Here is a 26,128-nt window from a genome sequence, read left to right on the forward strand (position 1 = left end):
CCTGCAGGGTACCGCTTCGCCAAGGGCTAGATGGGTTAGGACGGTGGTATGGAAACCCCTCATAGTAGCAGGAATAGCTGCAGCCTACCCATGACACCGAAGCCTACATTTCCAAAAACTTTTTATTCAACTATATAAAATATGGATTAATTGGGGCTGCTAACTGTCTTATCATAATCGTACTGTAAACATTTAAACAAAATATGTCAATTTGTCACTTTTAATTTTATTTATGTATTTTTGCAATCCCCAAAATGTTTTTAAATAATGATTGATTTACAAGTACAGGATAAGACGCACGATGAAGCCAGGCAAGGTGAAGCTTTAATTTTAGATACACCAATTAAAGCCGATGCCCGTAAATTATATATCGAAAGTTATGGTTGTGCAATGAATTTTGCTGATAGTGAAATTGTTGCTTCTATTCTTTCTGAAACAGGATTTGAAACCACAGGGGATTATCACCAGGCAGATGTAATCTTCATCAATACCTGCTCTATCCGCGAGAACGCTGAAACCAGGGTTAGGAACCGCTTATCACAGTTTGGTGTCGAAAAACGCCGTAACCCGAAATTAATTGTTGGGGTTTTGGGCTGCATGGCAGAACGTTTAAAATCTAAATTTTTAGAAGAAGAACGTTTGGTAGATGTAGTAGTAGGGCCCGATGCTTACCGCGATCTGCCCAACTTAATTGAACAGGTAGAAAGTGGACATAAAGCCGTTAACGTACTTTTATCCCGCGAAGAAACTTATGCAGATATTAGTCCGGTGCGTTTAAACAGCAACGGAATTACCGCCTTTATTTCGATTACCCGTGGTTGTAATAACATGTGCTCTTTCTGTGTTGTTCCTTTTACCCGTGGCCGCGAACGCAGCCGCGATGCCCATTCTATTATAGAAGAAGCAAAAGGCTTATTTGAAGCTGGTTATCGTGAGGTTACACTTTTAGGCCAAAACGTTGATTCTTACACCTGGACATCGGAAGATGGAACAGAAACCGTAAACTTTGCCCAGCTTTTGGAGCAAACAGCTTTGGTTAGTCCTGATTTAAGGGTGCGTTTTTCTACTTCGCATCCAAAAGATATTACCGACGAGGTTTTACATACCATTGCTAAATACGATAACATCTGTAATTATATTCACTTGCCAGTTCAATCAGGCAATACCCGCATATTGGAGTTAATGAACAGGACTTATACCCGCGAATGGTATATCAATCGTATTGATGCTATCCGTAACATTATCCCGGGTTGTGCAATTTCTACCGATATTATTGCTGGCTTCTGTACTGAAACAGAAGAAGAGCATCAGGAAACCCTGAGTATGATGGATTACGTAGAATATGATTTTGCATATAACTTCACTTATTCTGAACGACCTGGAACTTTAGCTGCCCGTAAATTGGAAGATGATATTCCTGAAGAAGTAAAAAAACGTCGTTTGGCTGAGATTTTGGCTAAACAACAGGCACATTCGTTAATGCGCCTACAAGAGTGGGTGGGTAAAACCGTTCGTGTTTTGATTGAAGGCACTTCTAAAAAATCTGATCTGGATTATTGCGGAAGAGGAGATAGCGGAGCGATGGCCATTTTCCCTGCAATTGAAGGCGTTAAGCCGGGCGAATATGCAAATGTATTTATCGAAAAATGTACATCAGCTACGCTAATTGGTAAAATAGTATCATAATATCCCGTCATGCTGAACTTGATTCAGCATCTTAAATTGAAGGACTCTGAAACAAGTTCAGAGTGACGTAACTTTAGAAAGAATAAATGGATACACAAAATATTAAACAACGGTTCGGTATTATTGGCAATTCGCCATTGCTTAACCGTGCCATCGATATTGCAAGCCAGGTAGCACCAACTGATATGTCGGTGTTAATAACAGGCGAAAGTGGTAGCGGTAAAGAGGTGTTCTCGCAGATTATCCATCAAATGAGTGCCCGTAAACACGGTGCTTTTATTGCTGTAAACTGTGGTGCCATTCCCGAGGGAACCATTGATTCTGAATTGTTTGGTCACGAAAAAGGATCTTTTACAGGCGCACACGAAGCACGTAAAGGTTACTTTGAAGTAGCAAACGGCGGAACCATTTTTTTAGATGAGGTTGCTGAGCTGCCTCTAGGAACACAGGCACGTTTATTGCGTATTTTGGAAAGCGGCGAATACTTACGCGTAGGTTCATCTAAAGTTCAGAAAACAGACGTCCGCATTATTGCCGCAACCAATGTTGATGTGTATAACCGCGTTAAAAACGGAAAATTCCGCGAAGATTTATATTACAGGTTAAATACCGTTCCATTACGCATACCGGCTTTGCAAGAGCGTAAAGAAGATATTTATTTATTATTCAGAAAATTCGCTGCCGATTTTAGCGATAAATACCGTAGTCCTGCATTGCATTTGGAACCAGATGCCATTCAGATCTTAACCAATTATAGCTGGCCAGGTAATGTTCGTCAGTTAAAAAATATTGCCGAGCAGATCTGCGTATTAGAAAAAGACCGGAATGTAACCGGACAAGCTATTTTAAACTATATCCCGAACGAGGCTGGAAGTAACCTGCCAATGGCGATTAATGCGCAGTCGAAAGAAGATTTTACGGAAAGAGATATTTTGTATAAGGTACTTTTCGATATGAAGAAGGATATGGTTGAGCTTAAAAAACTAGTTGCCGAAATTATTCAGCACGGTGGAAATACCGCTACCGTTTTGGCAGATAATCCGCAGTATATCAATCAGTTGTACCGGGATGTGGAACTGCCCGCAGGGCAAGAGCATGCCTTTACCATTCAGCAACCTACACCAAGCAATAATAACATCAACAACAATAACAATGCTGATTATTTTGCACACGAGGCCGAAGAGGTAGAAGAATCTTTATCATTAGTGGATAAAGAATCAGATCTGATTAAAAAAGCATTAAAAAAACACAAGGGTAAACGTAAGTTTGCTGCGCAAGAATTGGGCATTTCAGAGCGTACCCTGTACAGAAAAATTAAAGAATTAAATTTATAAGTTCATCGCCTTTAAAAACAAATTATATATTTATATGCTGATGAAAATAAAAATATTTGCTTTAATCCTTATTGCTACAATACTGAGCGCCTGCTCTTATAAATTCAGTGGAGCATCAACAACAGGATTAAAAACGGTGGTTGTTCGGGTGTTTGAAAACAATGCCCCGTTAGTGGTACCAACATTAAGTAACCAGATTACCGAATCGTTAAAAACCCGGATCCGTAATCAGACCAAATTAATTATTTCTCCTACCGGTGAAGGCGATGCATCATTTGAAGGCAGAATAACGGGCTATGATATTAAGCCGGTTGCGCTTCAAAATAGTGCTACACCTACTTCGGGTGCAAACAGATTAACCATAACCGTTTCGGTAAAGTATAAGAACAATATAAAAGAACACGAAAAAGAAAGTTTTGAAGAAAGCTTTACCAAATATTTTGATTTTCCGATCAGCGGGGCACCAATTCAAACCTTATTGCCTGGAGCTATCGAAAATATTAACAAACAATTATCGGAAGATATTTTTAACCGTGCATTTGCGCAGTGGTAAATAAAGCAGGATTCTAAAAGACAAAATTTTCAAAACCCGTCTACATTTTTTTAACTTAGCGGCAAACCTCGATAATGGATAACAAAAAGCTACTGGCAGATTTACTTGCGCAACCTGGAAAGGTTGGACCAGAGCATGTATCCATGTTGCAGGAAATGGTGGCGCAATTTCCATATGCCCAGCCCATTCATTTACTGTTAGCTAAGGCTAATGCATCAGCAGTGCCAAAAGCAGCGCTTTATAGCCAGGGGCATGTACTGTTCCATATATTAAATATGGTTTCAGTCCGCGAAACAACAGAAGAGGAAATTAACGGGATAGTTACTGAAAATACACAGGATGAACAGGTAGTTTTTGAAGAAACAGGAGAATTAGCTTCAGATCTTCACTCAGAAAACCCAGTAATTTCTATAGAAACGCCAAATCACCTGCCAGGTATTGATAGTCATTTAATGGACTTACCTGCAGATGATGATTCTTTTATTGAAAGTGTAGCCGCTACCGATTTCTTTGCTTTTGAACAGAAATTAAGTACCGATGTGGTTACGGCGGCACCAGAAATTGAAACGGTTGTTCCTGATGAGCCTGAAAGGAATTTTGTTTCGCAATATAACGACGATAAGCTTCCGTACACATTTTTATGGTGGTTAGCTAAAACCCGTAAAGAGCACGAGCAGATTTTTCAGCCTTATGCACACCCCAATGCTGGTAAGGTAAAACCGCAGCCACAGAACAACCAGCAGCAAGAAAGAGCTGAGTTTCAACAGCAATATGTAGAGCATATCTTTCACATCCAAACCCCTTTTGAGGTAGCTGATCATTTAGCAGAATATCCTTCTGCCGAAATTAAGGATGCAAAGGGAGCCGAAATTATCGAGCGGTTCTTAAAAGAAGATCCAACAATCAAGCCTCCGAGGCCAGAACAGATAGACAATGAAAATAAGGCAAAGAAAAGTGCAGAAGACAATTACGACCTTGTTTCGGAGACTTTAGCTAAAATTTATATCGAGCAAATGCTTTATCACAAAGCCATAGATACTTATAAAAAATTAAGTTTGAAATATCCGGAAAAAAGCCGTTACTTTGCCGACCTTATCCAATCTATAGAAAAGAAATTTTAAAATATAATATTACCATGGTAACCTTTTTAATCATTTTATTAATTATTGCGTGTGTGGCCTTAGGCTTATTTGTTTTAGTACAAAACCCTAAAGGCGGAGGTTTAGCTACAGGCGGCGGCACCAGTAACATGTTTGGTGTACAGCGTACTGGCGATGTTTTAGAAAAAGGATCGTGGGTATTGTTAACCGTTATAGTAGTGTTAACCCTTGCTGTTACTACAATTGCTAAAACCAGCGGTGGTACTGCTGCGGTTGGAAATTCAGCTATTCAAGAGCGTTTAGATAAAACGCCATCACCATCTCCCCTTGGCGGAAATTTAAACAGCACTAAACCTGCTGCTTCGACTCCAGCTAAAACAGATTCGACAAAGAAATAAGTAATACTTACCCGTATTTTATAAAGCTTTCCTCAAAAGGGAAAGCTTTTTTGTTTTTAACGAAGCTGTATCATAAATATAGAATTGTCATCCTGAGCCTGTCAAAGGACCTGTTTAGATGCCTCGCAAAGCGTTTCGACTACCTGTCCCGATTCATCGGGAAGCTCAACGTGACTAGTTCGAATGGAATCACAACTTATAATACAACCTCTTTTGTTTTTTAACATTCCGTAAAAAATGAATCAATAGCCTTTATCTCTTAACACACATTTAACATAAAAAGCTTTAAATTGCAACATGAAATTAAGTGTGCTGGTTCTATTTACTGCTCTCGCCGTTGGTCTTTCCATCGGGATGGTTAATTTTTATTTTCAGCATAGCCTGTATTACATGGCTATTTCTTTTGGCGTATCGTTTCTATGCAGTTTTTTGGTTTTTTATTATTTGCTGGAGAAATATATTTACACCAAAATTAAACTCATCTACAAGCTCATCCATAACCTTAAATTAGGTAAAGATTTAAAAGATGCGCTCGGCGAGTATGTGAGTTCTGACCCGATTAATGATGTAGAGCAGGAAGTAAAGGAGTGGGCAGGTGCAAAGAAAAAAGAAATAGATTTATTAAAAAAACAGGAACAGTTTAGAAGAGAATTTCTTTCAAATGTTTCGCACGAGTTTAAAACCCCGCTTTTTGCCATTCAAGGTTATATCGAAACTTTACAGGACTGTTTGGTAGATGATCCGGATCAGGCTGTTTTGTTTTTAAAAAAGGCAGAAAACAATGTAGAGCGACTAAGTTATTTAATTAATGATTTAGACGTTATTTCAAAATTAGAAACAGGCGAATCGCCAATTAACTACCAAAAATTCGATTTTGTACAATTGGCGAAAGAGGTAATGGAAAACCTCGAAGACCGTGCTGAAGCAAAAAACATTAAACTCTTTTTTAAAGATAAATATACAGCCATTACACTGGTTTCGGCCGATCGCGAAAAGATTAGGCAGGTTTTGATTAACTTGCTGGTAAACAGCATTAAGTACGGTATTGATGGCGGCGAAACAGCCATTAAGATTTTTGAACTGCACGATCAGGTTTTGATCGAAGTTACCGATAACGGCATTGGCATAGAAGAAAAACATTTGTTGCGCTTATTTGAACGCTTTTATCGCATCGATACCCATCGCGCACGAGAAGTTGGAGGCACAGGTTTAGGTTTAGCCATTGTAAAACACATTTTAGAGGCACACCAACAAACCATTTCAGTAAGAAGTACGCCGGGTATAGGTACTACCTTTGCATTTACGCTACAAAAAGGCGGGTAGCCTTAGTGCCTTGATAATCATTCTTCAATTTTTGCCACGGAAACACGGATTGCACGGAAAATATGGTATCCGATTTGGTTCCGAAAAGCCATAGACCACTGTTGATAAACCCGATATTAGCGAACATCCTGATTTTTCATCAGGATAAAGCGTTTAGCAGGACTATCGTAACCGAAGTACTTGTTCACGCGGTTTTTCAAAAAAACCTATTTATTTCATTGTCAGCTACCTAAAACTATTGAAATAAACTAGGCCTGATTAAATAAGGCGATAATTAGTTAATATAATTAAGAAATTAACATTAACTTAACATTGGGCTTGTAGCTTTGCAACATATTAAAAATTAACATGAACAATATTTTTAAGTTCTTTACACCTCAAGACAAAAAGTTTCATCCGCTTTTCGAGCAAGCAGGTAGCAATGCATTAAAAATTGCAGAAACCCTTTTAGAAATGGTTAGCACAGGTGATGCTGAAAGCAGAAAAACAATTTTTAAAGAAATTGAGCGCTTGGAGCATGTAGGTGATGATATTACCCATTCAATTTTTCTTGAACTGAGCAGGAACTTTATTACGCCATTTGATAGAGAAGACATCCATGCATTGGCTACTGCCGTTGATGATGTTGCCGATTATATTTATGGTACTGCAAACCGTATGCAGATGTATAACATGAATACCATTAATGAGCCGATTGTTAAAATTGCCGAGCTTTTGGTAGAAATGTGTACTGATATTGATAAAGCGATTAAAGAGTTACGCAGTTTCAAAAATATCCGCGTAATTGCCGATGCTTGTATCCGTATTAACAGTGGCGAAAACCAGGCTGATTATGTATTTACATTAGCGGTAGCTCGTTTATTCGAATACGAAACCAATGCGATTGAATTAATTAAACAAAAAGAGGTTTTACAAACGATAGAAAAAGCGACAGATAAGTGTGAGGATGTGGCGAATGTGCTTGAAACTATCTTGGTTAAAAACGCTTAATAAAAAACAAACATGGTAACTACCTTATTGGTTGTTGTTGTAATTCTGGCTATTGCTTTCGATTACATTAACGGCTTTCACGATGCCGCTAACTCGATTGCAACAGTTGTTTCTACAAAAGTTCTTACGCCTTTTCAGGCGGTTTTGTGGGCTGCGTTGTTCAATTTCGCTGCTTACTTTTATTTTACCGACCACAAAGTAGCTAATACGGTTGCTAAAACGGTAATTGAAAATTATATCACTTTAGAAGTTATCCTTGCAGGTTTAGTTGCAGCAATTATCTGGAACCTTTTAACCTGGTGGTATGGTATCCCTTCAAGTTCATCACATACCCTAATTGGAGGTTTTGCTGGTGCAGGTATGACACATGCTTTACTTATAGGCGCTAGTCCGCTTGATGCTGTAAACATGGGTTATGTAATAAAAATTGTTTCTTTCATTGTACTGGCACCGATAATCGGTATGGTTATATCAGTTGTATTAACACTGATCATTATCAATATCTGTCGTTATGCCAAGCCAGCAACTGCTGAGAAATGGTTTAAACGCCTGCAATTGCTCTCTTCTGCTGCATTAAGTTTCTTCCATGGAGGCAACGATGCTCAAAAGGTAATGGGGATCATTGCAACGGCTCTAATCGCTTCAAAAGTAATTCCTAATTTCGAAGCAATGCCTGCATGGGTGCCAATTGCCTGTTATTCGGCAATATCGTTAGGTACAATGAGTGGGGGGTGGAAAATTGTTAAAACAATGGGTTCCAAAATTACCAAAGTAACCGCACTGGAAGGTGTTGCTGCTGAAGGTGCTGGAGCAGTAACTTTAGGTATTACAGAGCATTTCGGTATTCCGGTTTCTACAACGCATACCATTACAGGTTCGATTGTAGGGGTAGGTGTAGTAAAAAGCGTTTCTGCAGTACGTTGGGGTGTAACCATCAACTTAATCTGGGCCTGGATTTTAACCATTCCGGTTTCGGCTACATTAGCGGCCATTATTTATGCCGTGATCTATTACTTAAAATAAAAACAAAATCCTTTAATATACTCAAGAGACCAAAGCTAATTGCCTTGGTCTTTTTTGTTGGTGTTTGTTTTTTTAACACAGAGCGCATTTAGGCTTATGGTATTTACCACAGAGACCGCGGAGTTTTACACGGCGTAAACACCGAGCTCTTGGGCCTAACTTCATGTCCTCTGCTTTTTCTCTATGTTCTCTGTGGTTTTCTTCGACTACGCTCAGACTGACATGCGAGGGAATTTTAAAAAAATAGAAAGTTATTAGGAAATATTGGGTGCGTGAAACCTTTCGCTGAGCCCGTAATAAATAGCTGAAAATTAAAACTTAACGCTTATTTCAACTAAATCGGTCCCGTTTTTAGGCAACACCCAATCCGGGCCCTCTTGAATCAATCTTTTCGCCTCCGCATCAGCTTTTTTGTTCAGTGATTTTAAAACGCTGATATTTGTAGGCCGCCCGTTACTTTTAACTTTGAAACTTAAAATCACAAATTGTTCCGGCCCTTTAGGGTTATAAAGTTTGTTATTATTCTCTAAGTATTGACTATAGTTAATGGTAGACACGGGAACAGGTTTCGTAATGCTATCAGCTGATTTCCCATCCAGGTTTTGTTCTGCACGCAATGTGATTTTTGGTGCAGCAATATTTTCTTTCTTATGACCGTTCGAACCTGTAATTAAGGCAATTTCATTTAGCGATTTATTCCCACTTAAGGCACTTTTTATCGCGTTAGGGTCTTGCAGGCCAGCTACAGGTAATTCTTTAAAGCCAATGGCGTTAATCAATAAGTCCTTATCTTTTGCATTGCTATCAGCAGGTAAATAGAAATAACCTTTGGCATCTGTTGCGGTTACATTTTTAGAGCCCGCTAACTTTACCACAGCACCCTGAACAGGTTGGCCATTGCTTTGGTCTACAACGTTGCCACTAAACGCAATTTTACTTGAGCCTAATGCTGGCGCTGCTGCCACTACTGTCTCACTTATCATAACTGGGTTTGGTTTGTAATTGCCAAAGCCAACAGGGCTCATCGCTTTAGCACGGCTATTATCAGTTGCAGTTTTTTCGGCTTTTGCTTCAACAATTTGTTGTTCTGCAGGTTGTACAACAAGGTCCGTTTTAGTGTTTTTTGCTAAATCGCCTGTTTTTGCGACAGTAATTGCTTTATCAATCAAAGCTGCCTTTGTAGAGTTTTGCGTAACCGTATCTTCTTTAGGTTTGGGTTGAACTGAAGCAATATTCGTTGTACTATCTAACTGAACCATCACACCGCCCTGTTTATGCGCAGCAAGTTCTGCATTCCTGCGGTTAGTTTCACGCATAAAGAATAAAATGCTTACTGCAATAAATGCTACAGTTGCTGTTGCTGCAATACTTAACCTTTGGGTAGTAATGCCCCAAAGTTTACGTTTTATAGGTTTCTCCGAAACACGATCGTACAGTTGTTTTTGTAAAATAGAAAGTGTTTGCTTGCGTTTAGGCGATTGTTTCAGTCCTTCCAATGCTTCGGCAACAAAAGGATCTTCCAAAGCCTGTCTTTCTACAAAGTGCATAGCCTTAGCATCAAGTTTACCATCCAGGTAATCTTCCAGAACATCAATATCTAACCAATCGTTATTCACTACTGTTTTTCTCTATACAAATCTTTAAATTCCGCTTACCATTTTGAATGTAACTTTTAACTTTAAGCATGTCGTAGCCCGTAATATCGGCTACTTCTTTATAACATTTTTCTTGTAAATAAAATAAATCTACGCTTTTTCGCTGTTCTTCGGGCAAAGTTTCCATACACTTTTCCATAATGGTAAGCTGCGTTTCTTTTGTGTTGTCTATATCCAGATGCACAAACTCGCTATTTTCCACAAAAGTATCGTCTAATGAGACATTATTTTGCTTGGCCGATTTTCGTAATGCCATTAAACAATGGTTCCGCGTTAAAACATGAAGCCAGCTTTTAAAGTTCTGTACCTCATGTATTTTTAGCTTCGTTACCAGTTCTTCAAAAATCTGCATTACCGCATCCTTGCTTTGTTCTTCATCTTTGAAGTAGTTTAAGCAAACCCCGAACACCAAATGCATGTATTTATTGTAAAGCGTACCCAACGCGTCTAAATCGCCCGTATTTTTATACTGGGCAATCAGTTTGGCGTCGTCTTGCTGGGCGTTCCCGGCTGTGTTTTTTATAAACCTCAAAAAAATGGCAGCTATTTCGAATTATCTTTCAAGTATAAAAAATATTTCTGAGTGATGGCACATAAACTAATTTTTTAGGAAGAGAAGAGCTTAAATATTTTACGTTGTTCCCTATCTTTTTAAGCGGTTTAACATTGTTGCCATGTGCAAAGGCTTATATTTGAGGGTAAATAAGAATTATGGCAGTTGTTTTGCTGAACATGATTAAACACACAAAATGAAAAAGATCAATATTTTATCGGCATCACTTGCCATACTGGTATTTGCAAGCCTAAATGTTAGCGCACAGATTAAACTGAGTGACATATTTAAAAAAGTAACCGAAAAACAGGGTACTAACACAGCCGCTACCGGAACGCCATCTACTTTTGAAATAGGACAGGGGATTAAGGAAGCGCTACAAATTGGTGTTTCTGCAGGTGCTGACAGGCTTTCGCTTAAAGATGGCTTTTTAGGCAATCTGGCTGTTAAAATTTTGATGCCTCCTGAAGCACAAAAGGTTGAAAGAACATTACGTGGCATAGGTTTGAACAAACTTTGCGATAATGTGATTGTAAGCTTAAACCGTGCCGCAGAAGATGCTGCTACCGAAGCAAAGCCTATTTTTATCTCAGCCATTAAACAGATGACTTTAACCGATGCGACTAATATCTTGTTGGGAAACAAAGACGCAGCTACCGAATACTTTAAAAGGGTAACTACTTCTCAGCTGATGCAAAAATTTAGTCCAATTGTAACGACAAGTTTAAATAAGGTAAATGCCACCAAATATTATAGCGACTTAACTACACAATACAATCGCCTGCCTTTGGTTAAGCCTGTAAACACGAATTTAACCGAATACGTTACACAAAAAGCGATAGATGGTTTATTTGTTGAAGTTGCGAAGGAAGAACTCAAAATCAGGGGAAACTTAAGCTCAAGAAGTACAACCTTGTTGCAAAAGGTGTTCGGTTACGCCGATAAGAAAAAGATTTAATCTGTGTAATTGTGGTTCGTGAGGACACGAACCACGGCGGAAAGAAATCAATTGCCTCGGTCTCCTTCCTTGGTCTGTGTTCTCACAGACTGAATTAGATTTAAGTGTAGGTATTGATTGTGGCTCGTGGAGACAGGAACCAGAGCGAAGGATAAAATCGATCAAAACAAAGTTTGTATTAAGTAAAATATAGCTTCTGCTTCCCTTCAAAAACCGCAGACACAAAAACTATTTGTAAAATTGTACATGACGAAAATCAACACCACATTAGTTTCTATTTTAATTTCATGCGTTGTATTAGTTACTTCCTGCAATAGTAATAAATCCGAGGCAGAAAATGCGAAAGCCGTTTTAGATACCGTTTCTTTAAGTAGTAAAAATTTCGCGTTAGCCTATCAGGATGAAGATAAAATTGTAGCCACGAGTATCGATACGATGAAACAGATTTCGTTCGGCGGTGCTACCGATCCGGCTATTTCTCCTGATGGAAATAAACTGGCCTATACCCTGAGCGATTCGGCCGGGAACAGATCCATTTGGATTGCCGACATGGAAAACAAGAGCCAGGGTAAATTGCAGGTAAATAGCAATAATTATTATCAGGCCATGTGGTCCGCTGATGGAGGTGCGATTGCTTTCAATATTTTTAACAGTAAAAACTTATGGAAGATCGGTGTAATTAAAACCGATAACTCGGGATATGTGATGCTCGATAGTGCATCTAAAATAAATGTTTATGCGCCAACCTGGAAAAATGAAAAGGAAATCATCGGACAGGATCTTACGAAGCTTTACACCTTTGATCGTACCGGAAAGTTAATCGATACTAAATTGATAGCCGACTTGATCGGGAATGAATTTTCCATTGCAAGTAGCAACCGTTTCTTTTATACAAAAGATGGAGCAAAACTGATTTTTAATGCAGGGAATACGGATATTTTAGACGGATTAACAGGCCCCAGTGAAGCGGTTTATATTTTAGATCTGGCCAGTAAAAAAGTACAGCGGATTTCGCCAAAAGGTATAAATGTTCCTTATGTTTTTCTTACAGCCGATGATCGGATTTTTTATAGCGGAGCTGAAAAACCCTTTACACAAAGCAAAATATATGTTTCTGATTTAGACGGGAATATTAAAACGGTAGTGGATAAAGGAAACAACCCAACAGGTGCATTGAAATAATCCGCATTATCATGCCAAATAAAACAAGAATTGTTATTGTAGGAATTGGTGGCGTAGGTGGGTATTTCGGAGGCTTATTGTCTAAGAAATACACCGGTGAAAATGATGTAGAAGTTGTTTTTGTTGCCCGTGGCGAACATTTAAAGGAGATCCAAAACAAGGGTTTAACTGTAATAAAAGGGAACGAAAGCTTTGTAACCAAGCCATATTTTGCTACCGATGATTATAGTAAAATTGGCGTGGCCGATTATATCATAATCTGCACGAAAAGCTACGATTTAAAACAAACCATCGAAAAGTTAAAGCCCTTAATCAACCATAGCACGATATTATTGCCACTTTTAAATGGCGTTAGTGCAAGTGATGAAATTTTAGAAATTCTGCCTCATGCAAATGTTTTAAAAGGCTGTGCATTTATCGTTTCCAAAATTAAATCGCCAGGTATAATCGAAAATTCTGGCAATATTCAGAAGCTATCTTTTGGAATGGATGGGCCACTTAGCGAAGCGGTTTTATATCTGAAAGATTTAATGTTTGATGCAGGAATCGATGTAACGGTTTCGGATAAAATCTCTACCGCCATCTGGGAAAAATTTATATTTATTTCTCCTACAGCTACTGCCACATCTTATTTCGATAGCACTATCGGAAAGGTACTGGAAGAAAATCTTGAAACTGTTCTGAAATTAATTGAAGAAGTGAAAAACCTTGCCCTGACTAAAGGCGTAACCATTAGTGATGACATTTCGGGTAAAACATTAAATACAATGAAATCGATGCCTTACGAAGTTACCTCATCCATGCACCGCGATTATCTCAATCAAAAACCGCAAACAGAAGTGGAGTCGTTAACAGGCTACATTGTACGCGAAGCCGAAAAACTTGGTATTGCTGCACCGGCTTATCAAAAAATGTACGAAGGATTACTTAAAAAAGGATCACTATAAGTTGCTAAAAACCAGATTATTTGGGTCTGAAATGTCGGTTTTTTGAAAAAAGTAAAGAAAATTTAAAGTAATATTGAGTCTCATCCGTTTACTGGGTTATTAAGCAAAATTTAGTGCCAACAAACGAACCTCAAAATATCATTTCAACGGTTGCCAATTATGGTAAGCGCTTATTCAGTTTCATCCGTGGAAGGGTGAATACGGATGAGGATGCGGAAGATATTTTACAGGATGTTTGGTTTCAGCTCAGCAACCAACCCGAGGCTGGAGCCATTGAGCAGATTAGTGGATGGCTATATCGCGTGGCAAGAAATAAGATCACCGATAAATACCGAAAACAAAAAGAAGAATCGTTAGAAGATTTCACTTTCGAAGGTGAAGATGGCGAAATCAATTTTAAAGAAATTTTACTTGCCGAGGCTTACTCGCCTGAAGAAGAAAGTTTAAAAAAACTATTCTGGGATCAACTGTTTTTGGCCCTGGAAGAACTGCCGGAGAATCAGCGTTACGTGTTTGTTCAAAACGAATTGGAGGAACGCACTTTTCAGGAACTGGCGGATGAAAGCGGAGAGAATATCAAAACATTAATATCAAGAAAGGGTTATGCTGTAAAACACCTGCGTAACCGTTTACAAAATTTATATCAGGAATTTATTAACTATTAAATTTGCAGACATGATGAATAGAAATTTTAATCGGCGCAAGAAATTTATTTTCTTTTTACCCGTGGCGGTGCTTATTGCAGCAATATTGGGTTATGTGGTTATGTTTTTATGGAACTGGATTTTACCTGAGGTGGCACATGCAGGCAAACTTAATTACTGGCAAGCCCTCGGTTTACTTGTGCTGTGCAGGCTGCTTTTTGGGAATTTTAATAAAGGTGGCCATGGGGGGCATAATGGTTTCCGCGAGCGGGCAAGGAGCATGCGTGCCAAATGGGAGACGATGAACGATGAGGAAAGAGCAAAATTCAAAGAAGAATATAAACGGAGATGTGGCGGATGGCGCCACCATCGTAACAAGGAATGATTTGGAAGCCTCGATTAAAATCGGGGCTTTTTGTTTTATCTATTTCTCCGTTATTCTGAACATCGTGAAAGCCTCTCCGCGAATCGTCATCTCGACCGCAGCAACGCGGAGTGGAGAGATCTATAAGACAGATTTCTCCATTTCGCTGCGCTTCAGTCGAAATGACGGTCGATTTTTTAAACGGTCATACTAATAACGACTTTTCTACTTATTCTATCGGTTGGTGTCTCACCGACAGAAATGGTAACTACTAAAAGATCCTTCGACTCCGCTCAGGATGACATAACGAAAGGATGAACGAGTACCTATAGATCCTATCAGTTGGTCGCTCGCCGAACAAGTGTTTAATCCATTTAAAAAGATCCTTCATTGCATTCAGGATGACAAAATTCTTTAGGAAATAAAAAATCAAAATAATTTAAAGTAAAAATAAAGTTGCTCCGTCTTCCTATATAAATAACAAAAACAACAGTATTAGTAGTTCAACTTGTTTAAGGTGAATTGATTACAATATTTTAAAATTATAAAAAGATGAAACCATCATGATTTTCAAAACCGTAAATAACGGGAGAAATCATGATAGCTTCATCACAAATAAAAACATATATAAAAAGATGAAAAAGATAGTAAAAGCCATAGGATTCGGGATTGTACTTGGTGCAGTCGCTTTCTTCATACCATTTGTATTCAAATTTATATTGGCCATCATGCTGATCGGTTTAATGTTCAGAATTTTTATCGGTAGGCGCCACCATTATTTCCATAACCGCTTTAACGGTTTCGAGAATCATTACAACCCAATTGTACCAATCGATAATCAATGGTACAGACCAACCGTAGAAGGCAATGGAACAGTTAACAACATTAACGTAAATTATTAACCGTCATGAGAGCATTTAGAATATTATTGGCATTGGCTGTTGCTGCAGGAACTTTTTACAGCTTAAATGTATTGGCCGTTCAGAATGGATACCGCGATCGGTTAGATTTTAAAAACAGGCATTATCGTGATGATTGCCAGCAAGAACATCATAGAAACCATAGTTACAGTCACCATAGCAGAAAAATGGACGATACCATGATTACGCCTATTGACAGTATAAACAAAGTAAATAGATAACGTTATGTCACAGGTACTTTTTTTAAGCGATCCATCTCAGGCCGATGTTAGTCCGATTTTGGGTATGGCAAACGAACTGATTACCCGGGGAGAGAAGGTAACTTTCTTTAGCTCGGATGAATTTAAGGTCCCAATAGAACAAATCGGCGCTGACTTTAAAGCCTACAATCAGGAACTGAATATTTTTCAAGGGAAAAAGGCAATTGATGAAGAAGAGAAACCTAAATCGGGATTAATCAGCGCATTGCTTGAGCCAATGAAATTTATCGATGATATTTTGGTTCAGATAAGGGGTTTAAAATTTGATTACGCCGTTTTCTCGCCGTCGTATCCCTACGCAAATATTATTACACAGCTATTGGGTATCCCTAAAACGGAGCAGGCGGCTTACAACTAATATTGGCTTAAGCCGATAAATTAACACAATAAATAACAATTAAAATTAAACAAAATGTACAACGAACATAGATGCCATTCGGGCAAGATGCATAGTCGCTTTGGCGCAGGAGAAGGAAGATTTGGAAGGCACTTTGGTGGTCCTTTCGGGCACCACAAACACGCCATGTTTAACCAGGGCTTTAGAAAAGTAGCTGCTAATATAGAAGAAACAGAAACCAGCTTTATTATTGAGCTTTTTGCACCAGCTTTGGTTAAAGAAAATTTAAAGGTGGTTACTAAAGATGATGTATTAACCATTTCTTACCAAGCTAAAGAAGAAGCCGATTCGGCAAAAAAGTATAGCCGAAGAGAATATAGTAACGGCACTTTCGAAAGAGCTTTTGGTTTAAACGGAAAAGTTTTAGTAGAAAATATTTCAGCCAGTTATGCTGATGGAATTTTGAAGGTTACTCTACCTAAAAACCCTGAAACGAATACACCAGAGAAAGATATTCTGGTAGACTAAGTTTCGTCTATTATAATTTCCAAGCCCCGGTTGTTTATAACAACCGGGGCTTTTTTGTTTTTATACTACCTAAAGCCTTGCCACATATGGGCTTCAAAATCACTTAATATATCGATATTAAAATGCGGTTTGCTATTAGCGGTATTTTAAGGTACTTTTGCTAAAAGACATAAACACAATAGATTGAATTTTAACGATTTTAATTTTAACCCCGATTTATACGAAGGCTTAATGGCCATGGGGTATAAAAGCGCTACTCCAATACAAGAACAAGCCATCCCGGTAATTTTAGATAATCATGATCTGATTGCCTGCGCTCAAACCGGTACAGGAAAAACGGCCAGCTACCTTTTACCCGTAATGGATAAAATTAGCAAAGCTGCCGATAGGCACAACAATACCTTAATTCTGGCTCCAACACGCGAGCTTGCGCAACAGATCGATTTACAGGTTGAAGCATTAGCTTATTTTACCAATATCAGTTCTTTAGCAGTTTACGGTGGGGGAGATGGTATCGCTTACGAACAGCAAAAACGTTCTATGCGTGATGGCGTAGATATTATTATTGCCACTCCGGGCAGACTAATGGCACATTTATCTTCAGGTGTGTTAAAACTGGAACATTTGCAGCATTTAATTTTAGATGAAGCAGATAGAATGTTGGATATGGGCTTCTACGATGACATTATCCGCATTATTAGCTACCTGCCAAAGAAAAGGCAAACACTTTTGTTTTCGGCTACAATGGCACCGAAAATAAGAACCATGGCGGGTAAGATTTTGCACGAACCGAAGCAGATTACCATTTCAATTGCTAAACCTGCTGAAGGGATCGATCAACAAGCCTATAACATCCACGACCAACAGAAACAGGCCTTATTAACCGATATTTTTAAAAGCGGGCAATACAAAAGCAGTATCATTTTCGTTTCGACCAAAGAAAAAGTAAAAGCGCTGTATAAAACCTTTAAAGGATTGGGCATTAAAGCCGAAGCTTTTCACTCCGACCTAGGGCAGAAAGAACGCGAAGATATTTTACTGGCTTTCAAAAACAGGAGATTGCCAATTTTAATCGGAACTGACGTCTTATCCCGCGGAATCGACGTAGAAGGAATCGACCTGGTAATCAATTATGATGTTCCTGGCGATCCGGCTGATTACGTACACCGCATTGGCCGTACGGCAAGAGCTGCAACCAAAGGAACGGCCATTACATTGGTTAATGGAAGAGATAAACGTAAGTTCGATAACATCGAAAAATTAATCGAGAAGGAAGTTCCCCGCATGCCACTGCCAGAAAGCATAGCTGCAATGGAAATTACGCATGTGGAAGAAAAGAGACCTCAACATAAGGGCAAGAAAAAGGTTTGGAACAAAAAGAAAAAACCAAAGCCTTCTGTATAAATTATTTAAAACGCCATAAGTACATTTCTTATTGGCGTTTTCTTTTATAAATTATCTTTGCGCTAACAATGGCAAACTTCATTATTATAGGTTTATGCATTTTAGCCGGGATTCTTTTCAGAAAAAGCAAATCGCTACCCAAAGATGCGCACAAAGGCATTAATGCCTGGATTATCTATATCGCGCTACCAGCAGTTTCTTTTAAATATCTGCCACACATTACCTGGACTAAGGATCTATTTTTTCCTGTACTGGCACCAATTTGTGTCTGGCTATTTGGTTGGTTATTTATTACGCTATATAGTCGCATCCGGAATATTAGCAAATCCACTGCTGGCGGGTTAAAACTAACCAGTTCTTTAAGTAATACTTCATTTGTTGGGTTTCCTTTAATTGTGGCTTATTTTAGTGAAAAAGAACTGGCAGTCGCCATTATCTGTGATCAGGTTACCTTTATGCTTTTATCTACGATTGGTGTTATTGTAGCCATACGCTCCTCGCAGAATCAAAAGTTAAGCGCAAAATTGGTGCTGAAAAAAGTATCGACCTTTCCCCCGCTTATAGGTTGTTTTTTAGCGCTGACGCTCCCGCATATTATTGATCTTTCTTCATTAGATCCATTATTCGAGAAACTAGCGGATACGGTTGGCCCGTTGGCATTGTTTTCAATCGGTTTGCAGCTAAAATTTGGTGGTTGGTTTAGCGAATTGAAACACATTAGTTTTGCTTTATTGTATAAACTGATTTTAGCGCCATTGGTAGTTTTAGTTATGGCACTTGTTTTAGGCATGAATGGAATGATTACCAAAATAACGATTTTCGAAATGGCTATGCCAACATTGGTAACCGCTGGTGTGGTAGCCGATCAGTATAACCTTAATCCAAAGCTTTCTAATTTGGTGGTTGGAATTGGAATTTTATTGTGTTTTATCACCACGGGTTTATGGTGGTTGGTGCTGACTTATTCTGGGTTGGTTTAATGCTTATCTTTTTTTACCACAGAGCCTACAGAGAGAAGGCACGGAGATCACAGAGGCTTGTATGTTTAACCACAGATAAAAAGAATAGGCACAGATAGAACTTTAATTATGAGACGTCACCGTGAGTGGAGTTGAAGGTCTACTTCACAAGGTGACTTCTATCTTCCATCACTTTATGTCCCTCTGTGTAAACTCGGTGAGCTCTGTGGTTAACAAAAAAAAGCCGCAAAATTTCTTCTGCGGCTCCTTTAATGATTTAGATTTAGTTACAAAGCTAATTTTTTGGAAATTGCAGATGGAATACCTGCTTTGTTTAATAAAATTGCTGTTGTTTTATATTTTACGTAGTTTTTGGTTACATATAAGTATCCTTTATAATCGTTAGTCGCACCCCAGGAGTTTTTAACGATATAATATTCTTTACCTGTTTGATCTTTGGCTAAACCAACAATATGCATACCATGATCATCAGTTGTTTGGTAATTATCAAACGCCAATTGGCGGTTCTCCTGCGTAATTTCCATCTCTGGCTGCGGGCCGTTAAACATATCTGCTTTCTGTTTCACGGTCATATCAGCGAAAGGCGTTTGCGGAACAAAAGCCACACCATTTTTCCAGCTGAAGTTTTTTTCGCTTACATCTGTAGCCCATGCAACAGTATAACCACCTTTTAAAGCGTTATCGATAATGTCGGTTAACTCGTTTACTTTAACGTTATAAACCTGATCGAAAGACCAGTTATCAGGCACTAATAAAGTAAATTTGCTATAGAAAGGATGATTGTTGAATGATGAAAGTTCTACATAGTTATCAGCATTTAAACCCACCACTTCCTGAGCGAAAGTTTTTGGCGTGTATTTTTTGCCATTATAGGTAAAGTTTTCTGGTACAGCACCTAAATAAGCATCAATTACACCAGTATAGGCTTTTAACCAGTTTGGGGTTAACTCGCCATTTGCATTCTTTACAACAGCTTCTAAAACACCTTTTTCGATATCGCCAAGCTCTGCAGTTTTATTAATTTTAGTGCCATAATTTAATCCGGTATATACCTCTTGCGGAACTGCACCGTATTTTCTGTACATGTTGATTACATCGTGCAAAGCACCACCATCGCCTAATGAAACCGCACCATGCATACGCACGTAATTTTTACCTTTTTCTACATAAGCGTTACGGGCCGAAAAAAGTTGAGATAATGTTACTGGCTGTTTACCAGCTTTAATCATTTCTGATTCTAAAAATGAGTTGGTAGAGTAGCTCCAGCAAGTTCCTGAAGATCCTTGATTCTGAACTGGTGTATTGGCCAGGTTAATCACTTCAGTAAATTTAAAAGAAGAAGCACTGTTTTCGCTTTGGTTGTTTTTTAAAGAATTAACGAGATTGTCTTGCGCATAAGTCGCCGATATAGATAACGACAAAGCCAAACCAATCACACTGATTTTTGTGTAGTTGATCATTTTTTTATGAATAATTAATAATTCAGCGAATGTAAAAATACTTGTTGATTTGGCGCCGGAAAATTTGTAATAAATCGATAACATCGGTCATTTTATTGCAACAATGTTGAATTAACATTCTGGCAAACTGATCGGAATATTGGTTGCCAATCCTCCATCAGATGTTTCTTTGTATTTGGCATTCATATCTAGGGCGGTTTCCCACATGGTATTTACCACTGCATCTAAACTTACTTTAGCCTTATCAGGGTTGCTTTGTAGGGCTAGCTGACTGGCTGTGATGGCTTTAATAGCGCCCATGGTGTTTCTTTCGATGCAAGGGATTTGCACCAAACCCCCAATCGGATCGCAGGTTAAACCCAGGTGATGTTCCATGGCAATTTCTGCTGCCATTAAAACCTGTCTTTGCGAGCCACCTAAACACTCTGTTAGCGCTGCTGCAGCCATGGCTGAGGAAACGCCAATTTCGGCCTGACATCCGCCCATAGCGGCTGATATTGTTGCTCCTTTTTTGAAGATACTGCCTATTTCTGAAGCACAGGCAATAAACTGGATGATTTTTTCTTCGCTGTAACCATCACAAAAGGTAATGAAATATTGTAATACGGCTGGAATTACGCCTGCAGCACCATTGGTAGGGGCCGTTACAACACGACCAAAAGATGCATTTTCTTCGTTAACCGCTAACGCGAAACAGCTTACCCAATCTAAAGTATAATTAAAGCCGTTTCCACCTTTTCTAATGGCTTCTACCCAGCTATTGTAATCTGAATATTCACTTTTACCAATTAACCGTTTATTTAGCGGAAATGCCCTTCGCGCCACATTTAAACCGCCTGGTAAAAAACCTGTGGTATGACATCCGCGATAAATACAGTCGCGCATAACCGCAAAATGCTGCAGGATGCCTTTTTTTGTCTCTGCTTCGGTGCGCCAGGCCAGTTCGTTCTCCATTACGATTTCACTCACCTTTAAACCTGTAGATAAACACCAATGTAAAAGGTCTTTTGCTTTTTCTACAGGGAAGGGAAGGTCTACCTGTGGTTTTTTACTATTGTCTTCGCCTTCTTTTACCACAAAACCACCACCAATAGAGTAATAGGTTTCTGAAAACGCTTTTCCATCTTTTAAAAATGCCTGAAAAGTAACCGCATTTGGGTGAAAGGGCAAACTTTCGGCAAAAAGAAAAAGCAAGTCGTTATCGTAATCAAAATCAAGAATTAAATGATCAGCAAGATTTAATTTCTTATCTCTTTGGATGCTTTCGAAAGTAGGGGTAACGGCATCAACATCAAAAGTTACCGGATCAGCTCCTGTTAAACCGAGTAGAATAGCTACATCAGTTCCATGGCCTTTACCTGTTTTGGCAAGCGAACCATAAAGCAATATTTTTATACCCTCAATTTCATCAATCAAATTGTTTTGAGCAAGCGAAGCTGTAAACTGTTGTGCGGCCCGCCATGGGCCTAAGGTATGTGAGCTGGATGGGCCTATGCCTATTTTAAAAATATCGAAAACTGAAATCTGTTCCTTGATCATTATGAATATAGTTACACAAAGCTAAGATAAGTTTTTGAGGAATTTGCTTAGGTTTGCAGACTGAAATTTTAAAATTAATTTTAGCTAAAAAAATTAGTAATTTGACTATCTTTGTTAGTTGTTAGAAACTTAAGTAACAATTATTAAGATAAATTTATTAGTTTAATTTACTATCGTGTTTAGAAGCTAAAGGTTTCTGTAAAAATCAAACAGCTGAATATAGTTATAAAATAAAAATGGACCACTCTGTAATAAACGATTTAGATATTATTGATTTTGCGAAAGACTGCAAATTGTTTGATATCAATTTGTTTCAAAAAGAAAAATATGGTATTGTCCAAGTTTATGAAAATGAAAATCAACCAGTAATCTTTTTAAAAGAAGTTGATTCATTCGATTTTATAACATTAAAATTAATTGCTGAAATCCATAAAATTTGTTGGAATTTTCAAAAAGTTCTTTTTTTATACGTTTATACAAAAACGGAAATCAGAATTTATAATTGCTCTGAAAAGCCATTTGGCTTTAATGAAGAAACTAGAGAAAATGAAATCGTAAATAAGTTAGAAAATATAGAACTTTATTCTTGCAAACAGACCGACAAAGAAAAACTTCAATTATTAAATATAATATTTTCAAGAATTGCTATCGATACTGGGTTTGTCTGGTCTTCAAATGAAGCAGTCGAAATCAGAAAGAATATTAAACTTCAAAATAGGGTTGATAAATATCTGATCCAAAGCCTTATTAAAACTGCAGATGCATTAGATAAAAGAGGACTAAAAAATAAATTCATCATCCACAAATTGATTATGCGTTCTCTGTTTTTGTTTTATTTGGAGGACAGAAAAGCAACTTCTCAAGAATTGTATCAGTCTTTTTTACCAAATGCAAATTCCTTTTTTGATATTTTAGACAACGTTGAAGCAACCTATAATTTGTTTGAAAAATTAGCAGATGACTTTAATGGAAGTCTTTTCAATTTTGAAGATAAAGAGAAGGATTCTGTTACAAAGGAACATTTAAAATTAATTAAAAATTGCTTTTTTGATGGCTATGTAGATGAGGTTAATCCAATCTTATTTAGAGATGAAAAATTATTTGATTTTAGTATTATTAGAATCGAACTATTAAGTGAAATCTATGAGAATTTCTTATCAGAACTAGACAAGAAAGAGAAAAAAGATACAGGAACTTTCTACACTCCACCATCATTGGTTGAACTAATTTTAAACGAAAAGCTACCCGTTAAAAATAAGGAGTCAGAATACAATATAAAAACTTTGGACCCAAGCTGTGGCTCGGGAATTTTCTTGGTTCAAAGTTTTAAAAGATTAGTCAAGCGCTATGAAAATAAGCATAATAAAAAACTAAACAATTTTAATGTTTTAGTTGATATTTTAAAAGCTAATATTTTTGGGATTGAATTTGATCCAAAATCCATAAAAGTTGCAGCTTTTAGCTTGTATTTGGCATTATTAGATAATCTTGATCCAAAAACAGGTTGGTGGAACAAAATCATTCAATTTCCTTATTTAATTAATGATCCTGACGACACAAGTTTAAAAGAATCCGGAAATAATCTTTTTAAAAGAGATACCATTTCTGATTTATCTGATATTCAGGAATTGCAAAATTTCGATTTAATTGTAGGAAATCCACCTTTCGGAACTAAAAATTTATTACCAACAATTACAGCATATTGTAAAAAGGAAAACTTTGCTCAAGAAATGGTTTTACCGTTCTTGCACAAAGCGACCCTTTTAGCTCCTAAAGGAAAAATTGCATTAATCTTCAACACTAAAGTGTTAACAAACACAGGCGGAACTTACCAAAATTTCAGAAAATGGTTGTTCAATGAAAACTATGTGGAAAAAATATATAATTTTTCCATTTTAAGAAAGGCTCCAAAATTTTCAGGCGGACAGCTTTTCGGTTCTGCAGTAGGACCAATAAGTATTGTTTTTTATCAAAATGAAAAACCCGAAAATCCAAAAGATACAATAACTTATTACGCCCCTAAAACATATATTAAAAATGACATTTTAGAAGGAATTGTTATTGATTCATCTGATGAGAAACATTTGCCAAGAACAGAATGCGAGAAGAAAGATTCTAAAATCTGGAAAATAGCAATGTGGGGAAGTTATTTCGATTTTGAACTGCTTGAAAAACTTTTTGAATCTAAATCATTAAGACAGGATTTAATAAAAAATAATATCAAAAATGGAGTTGGCTTTCAATTATTAACAAATAAAAAGGATAAGAAATTAAAAAGTCAATTTATATCTGACAGCAAATTTTTAGATGCCGATTGTATTGAAAGGTACACATCTCAAAATTCAAATTTAAAAGGGATAAACACTTCAATAAAGACCGAAATAGCAAAAAAATTTTATGGAATTGATGATAAATTATTATTTGCTAATGAATTTGAGAACATATCGTATTTCAGAAGGTTAGGAGATTTGGATGCATATCTTGCACCACATTTATTGCTTAAAAAAGGATTGATTAACAATCAAATTTGCGCATCATATCTTGATAAGGCTTGTACTTTTAGAGATGGTGTTTATGGTTTTTATTCATTAGATGAGAACGAAGATTATTTAAAAGTAATAACTGTATTATTAAATTCAAAAATTAGCTCATACTTCCTTTTCTTAACCATTTCATCATACGGAATTGAAAGGGAACAGATTATGAAAAATGAATTTCTTACCTTACCCTATTCAATAAGTGAGGAAATTAAATTGAAACTTGTTGATCCATTTAATAGGATTTTCCAAGCCAAAAAAAATGATGAGAAAAATGGAGCAGAATCTGATATTTCATTTTTGGAAAGAGAAATTGACCAGATTATTTATAATGATATTTTAAAATTGACGGTTGATGAGCAAATTATTATTCAAGATACTTTAGATTTCAGTCTAGATTTATTTGAACGACAAGCAAATTCAGATGCTGTAAAACCAGTTTTTAAAATTGGTCATTTCATTAACAGAATAGTCAAAGAGCTCAACGATTGGTTGGACGATGTAGATTTAAAAGTTTCAGCAACGCATTACTTAATAGATAATAAATGTCCATTATATATGGTAAAGTTATCTTTTGGTAGTGAACAAAAAGAGACAGTAATCTCAAAAGAAAATATAGGACAAGAACTTAAAATTTTAGATAAAAAACTTTGGAATGAAGAAGGAAAAAATCTTTATTTCAAGAAAAAATTAAATTATTTTGATGGAGACGATGTGTACATCATAAAACCAAATCAAAGAAGATTTTGGAGTCAAACTGCTGCTATGGAAGATAGTAAATCTTTGTTAGTAGAAATAGCAAAAGGAAATGGCTAAAAACATCAATTTAATTAATAAAGTGAATCTGAGTTTTGAATTAAAATGCTTAGGCCTTTTGATTCAGTCATTTAGTTCAGTAATTAAAGAAAACTTACTTACGATAGAGTGGGAAGAAGAATCTATTTCTGCTCACATCGTACAGCATCTTCGCAATCTTAAAAGTGATTTTATAATTAACTATGAAGTGCCATTGGTTGAAAAAGATATTTACAATGCGATAAAAAAGGTAAAGAACTCAAACAGGATTGATATTTTCTTTCAAAAAAATCAATGGAGAAAGGTAGAATATTTAGAATATCATGTTGAAGCTAAAAACATTTCTTCGGTTGAATGGAGAAAATCAACGGGAACAAAAGTTAACGCATCTCAACAACAAACCGAATACATAACAAAAGGAATAGAGAGATTTTTAACTGGGCATTTTAAAGATAAAAATGGCTGTATGTTGGCTTACATAGTTAATGGTAAATTAGACGATTTGCTGTTGAAAATCAATAATAAAATTGAATTACAAAAGAGTAATCTTGAAATTATTAGTTTTAAAGAACAGTTAATTAATAACCATAGAATTTATGAATCTTGTCATTCACAAAGAAATATAAAGCATTTATTTTTTGATTATTTAAATTAAAGA

25 protein-coding genes are annotated in these 26,128 nt (G+C 37.0%); 21 read left to right on the forward strand and 4 right to left on the reverse strand.

The features are described from left to right. Nucleotides 1–267 precede the first annotated feature (267 nt). The 8 genes from miaB to ASU31_RS15500 all read left to right on the forward strand — a co-directional run bounded on the left by miaB (nucleotide 268) and on the right by ASU31_RS15500 (nucleotide 8,407). A complete protein-coding gene (gene miaB / locus ASU31_RS15465; RefSeq protein WP_057933196.1) occupies nucleotides 268–1,686 on the forward strand; it encodes a tRNA (N6-isopentenyl adenosine(37)-C2)-methylthiotransferase MiaB in 1,419 nt (472 codons plus the stop codon). Between the two features lie 86 nt (nucleotides 1,687–1,772). After that, on the forward strand, nucleotides 1,773–3,020 hold the full coding sequence (locus tag ASU31_RS15470) for a sigma 54-interacting transcriptional regulator (RefSeq protein WP_057933197.1): 1,248 nt from the start codon (nucleotides 1,773–1,775) through the stop codon (nucleotides 3,018–3,020). Between the two features lie 40 nt (nucleotides 3,021–3,060). Next, on the forward strand, nucleotides 3,061–3,573 hold the full coding sequence (locus tag ASU31_RS15475) for an LptE family protein (RefSeq protein ID WP_057933300.1): 513 nt from the start codon (nucleotides 3,061–3,063) through the stop codon (nucleotides 3,571–3,573). A gap of 74 nt (nucleotides 3,574–3,647) precedes the next feature. Further along, nucleotides 3,648–4,694, forward strand: coding sequence for a hypothetical protein (locus ASU31_RS15480; protein ID WP_057933198.1), 1,047 nt, complete (start codon nucleotides 3,648–3,650; stop codon nucleotides 4,692–4,694). A 14-nt stretch (nucleotides 4,695–4,708) separates the two neighbouring features. Beyond that, nucleotides 4,709–5,071, forward strand: a complete 363-nt coding sequence (gene secG, locus ASU31_RS15485; protein WP_057933199.1) for a preprotein translocase subunit SecG — start codon at nucleotides 4,709–4,711, stop codon at nucleotides 5,069–5,071. Nucleotides 5,072–5,368: 297 nt separating this feature from the next. After that, nucleotides 5,369–6,394 (forward strand): sensor histidine kinase, encoded by a 1,026-nt coding sequence (locus ASU31_RS15490; RefSeq protein WP_029274249.1) that lies wholly within the window; start codon nucleotides 5,369–5,371, stop codon nucleotides 6,392–6,394. Nucleotides 6,395–6,742: 348 nt separating this feature from the next. Next, on the forward strand, nucleotides 6,743–7,384 hold the full coding sequence (locus ASU31_RS15495; RefSeq protein WP_029274248.1) for a DUF47 domain-containing protein: 642 nt from the start codon (nucleotides 6,743–6,745) through the stop codon (nucleotides 7,382–7,384). 12 nt (nucleotides 7,385–7,396) lie between these two features. Further along, the gene (locus tag ASU31_RS15500) at nucleotides 7,397–8,407 is read left to right on the forward strand and encodes an inorganic phosphate transporter (protein ID WP_057933200.1); all 1,011 of its coding nucleotides are present in this window, start codon (nucleotides 7,397–7,399) and stop codon (nucleotides 8,405–8,407) included. 311 nt (nucleotides 8,408–8,718) lie between these two features. On the opposite strand, the gene ASU31_RS15505 is transcribed toward ASU31_RS15500, so the two are convergent. Further along, the gene (locus tag ASU31_RS15505; protein ID WP_057933201.1) at nucleotides 8,719–10,023 is read right to left on the reverse strand and encodes a carboxypeptidase-like regulatory domain-containing protein; all 1,305 of its coding nucleotides are present in this window, start codon (nucleotides 10,021–10,023) and stop codon (nucleotides 8,719–8,721) included. After that, nucleotides 10,016–10,594 (reverse strand): RNA polymerase sigma factor, encoded by a 579-nt coding sequence (locus ASU31_RS15510; protein WP_057933202.1) that lies wholly within the window; start codon nucleotides 10,592–10,594, stop codon nucleotides 10,016–10,018. The genes ASU31_RS15505 and ASU31_RS15510 overlap by 8 nt, the downstream gene beginning before the upstream one ends. A 217-nt stretch (nucleotides 10,595–10,811) precedes the next feature. On the opposite strand from ASU31_RS15510, the gene ASU31_RS15515 reads away from it, so the two are divergent. The 11 genes from ASU31_RS15515 (at nucleotide 10,812) to ASU31_RS15565 (ending at nucleotide 19,139) form a co-directional block, all read left to right on the forward strand. After that, entirely contained in the window at nucleotides 10,812–11,573 is a 762-nt protein-coding gene (locus ASU31_RS15515; protein ID WP_057933203.1) for a DUF4197 domain-containing protein, read from the forward strand. Nucleotides 11,574–11,819: 246 nt separating this feature from the next. Then, a complete protein-coding gene (locus ASU31_RS15520) occupies nucleotides 11,820–12,755 on the forward strand; it encodes a TolB family protein (protein ID WP_057933204.1) in 936 nt (311 codons plus the stop codon). Nucleotides 12,756–12,766: 11 nt separating this feature from the next. Next, complete coding sequence (locus tag ASU31_RS15525; protein ID WP_057933205.1) at nucleotides 12,767–13,702, forward strand: ketopantoate reductase family protein; 936 nt, start codon at nucleotides 12,767–12,769, stop codon at nucleotides 13,700–13,702. A gap of 113 nt (nucleotides 13,703–13,815) precedes the next feature. Then, nucleotides 13,816–14,367, forward strand: a complete 552-nt coding sequence (locus ASU31_RS15530; protein WP_057933206.1) for an RNA polymerase sigma factor — start codon at nucleotides 13,816–13,818, stop codon at nucleotides 14,365–14,367. A 10-nt stretch (nucleotides 14,368–14,377) separates the two neighbouring features. Beyond that, entirely contained in the window at nucleotides 14,378–14,731 is a 354-nt protein-coding gene (locus ASU31_RS15535; protein ID WP_209435005.1) for a hypothetical protein, read from the forward strand. 614 nt (nucleotides 14,732–15,345) lie between these two features. Then, nucleotides 15,346–15,612 carry a hypothetical protein gene (locus ASU31_RS15540; RefSeq protein ID WP_157258035.1) on the forward strand — a complete coding sequence of 89 codons (267 nt, stop codon included), beginning with the start codon at nucleotides 15,346–15,348 and terminating at the stop codon, nucleotides 15,610–15,612. A gap of 5 nt (nucleotides 15,613–15,617) precedes the next feature. Next, on the forward strand, nucleotides 15,618–15,851 hold the full coding sequence (locus tag ASU31_RS15545; RefSeq protein ID WP_057933208.1) for a hypothetical protein: 234 nt from the start codon (nucleotides 15,618–15,620) through the stop codon (nucleotides 15,849–15,851). Between the two features lie 4 nt (nucleotides 15,852–15,855). After that, the gene (locus tag ASU31_RS15550; RefSeq protein ID WP_057933209.1) at nucleotides 15,856–16,248 is read left to right on the forward strand and encodes a glycosyltransferase; all 393 of its coding nucleotides are present in this window, start codon (nucleotides 15,856–15,858) and stop codon (nucleotides 16,246–16,248) included. 54 nt (nucleotides 16,249–16,302) lie between these two features. After that, nucleotides 16,303–16,755 carry an Hsp20/alpha crystallin family protein gene (locus ASU31_RS15555; RefSeq protein WP_083505390.1) on the forward strand — a complete coding sequence of 151 codons (453 nt, stop codon included), beginning with the start codon at nucleotides 16,303–16,305 and terminating at the stop codon, nucleotides 16,753–16,755. Nucleotides 16,756–16,938: 183 nt separating this feature from the next. Continuing rightward, nucleotides 16,939–18,159 carry a DEAD/DEAH box helicase gene (locus ASU31_RS15560; protein WP_057933211.1) on the forward strand — a complete coding sequence of 407 codons (1,221 nt, stop codon included), beginning with the start codon at nucleotides 16,939–16,941 and terminating at the stop codon, nucleotides 18,157–18,159. Between the two features lie 68 nt (nucleotides 18,160–18,227). Next, complete coding sequence (locus ASU31_RS15565) at nucleotides 18,228–19,139, forward strand: AEC family transporter (protein WP_057933212.1); 912 nt, start codon at nucleotides 18,228–18,230, stop codon at nucleotides 19,137–19,139. A 266-nt stretch (nucleotides 19,140–19,405) separates the two neighbouring features. On the opposite strand, the gene ASU31_RS15570 is transcribed toward ASU31_RS15565, so the two are convergent. Continuing rightward, nucleotides 19,406–20,599, reverse strand: coding sequence for a C1 family peptidase (locus ASU31_RS15570; RefSeq protein WP_057933302.1), 1,194 nt, complete (start codon nucleotides 20,597–20,599; stop codon nucleotides 19,406–19,408). A 111-nt stretch (nucleotides 20,600–20,710) separates the two neighbouring features. Further along, a complete protein-coding gene (locus tag ASU31_RS15575; RefSeq protein ID WP_057933213.1) occupies nucleotides 20,711–22,138 on the reverse strand; it encodes an L-serine ammonia-lyase in 1,428 nt (475 codons plus the stop codon). A gap of 236 nt (nucleotides 22,139–22,374) precedes the next feature. On the opposite strand from ASU31_RS15575, the gene ASU31_RS15580 reads away from it, so the two are divergent. Both ASU31_RS15580 and ASU31_RS15585 read left to right on the forward strand, forming a co-directional pair. Then, nucleotides 22,375–25,491: an HsdM family class I SAM-dependent methyltransferase gene (locus ASU31_RS15580; RefSeq protein WP_057933214.1), complete on the forward strand. Its 3,117-nt coding sequence runs from the start codon at nucleotides 22,375–22,377 to the stop codon at nucleotides 25,489–25,491. Next, nucleotides 25,484–26,125, forward strand: coding sequence for a hypothetical protein (locus tag ASU31_RS15585; RefSeq protein ID WP_057933215.1), 642 nt, complete (start codon nucleotides 25,484–25,486; stop codon nucleotides 26,123–26,125). Before ASU31_RS15580 ends, ASU31_RS15585 begins: the two co-directional genes overlap by 8 nt. Nucleotides 26,126–26,128 lie beyond the last annotated feature (3 nt).

It is taken from the genome of Pedobacter ginsenosidimutans, from assembly GCF_001442625.1.
Classification (GTDB): domain Bacteria; phylum Bacteroidota; class Bacteroidia; order Sphingobacteriales; family Sphingobacteriaceae; genus Pedobacter; species Pedobacter ginsenosidimutans.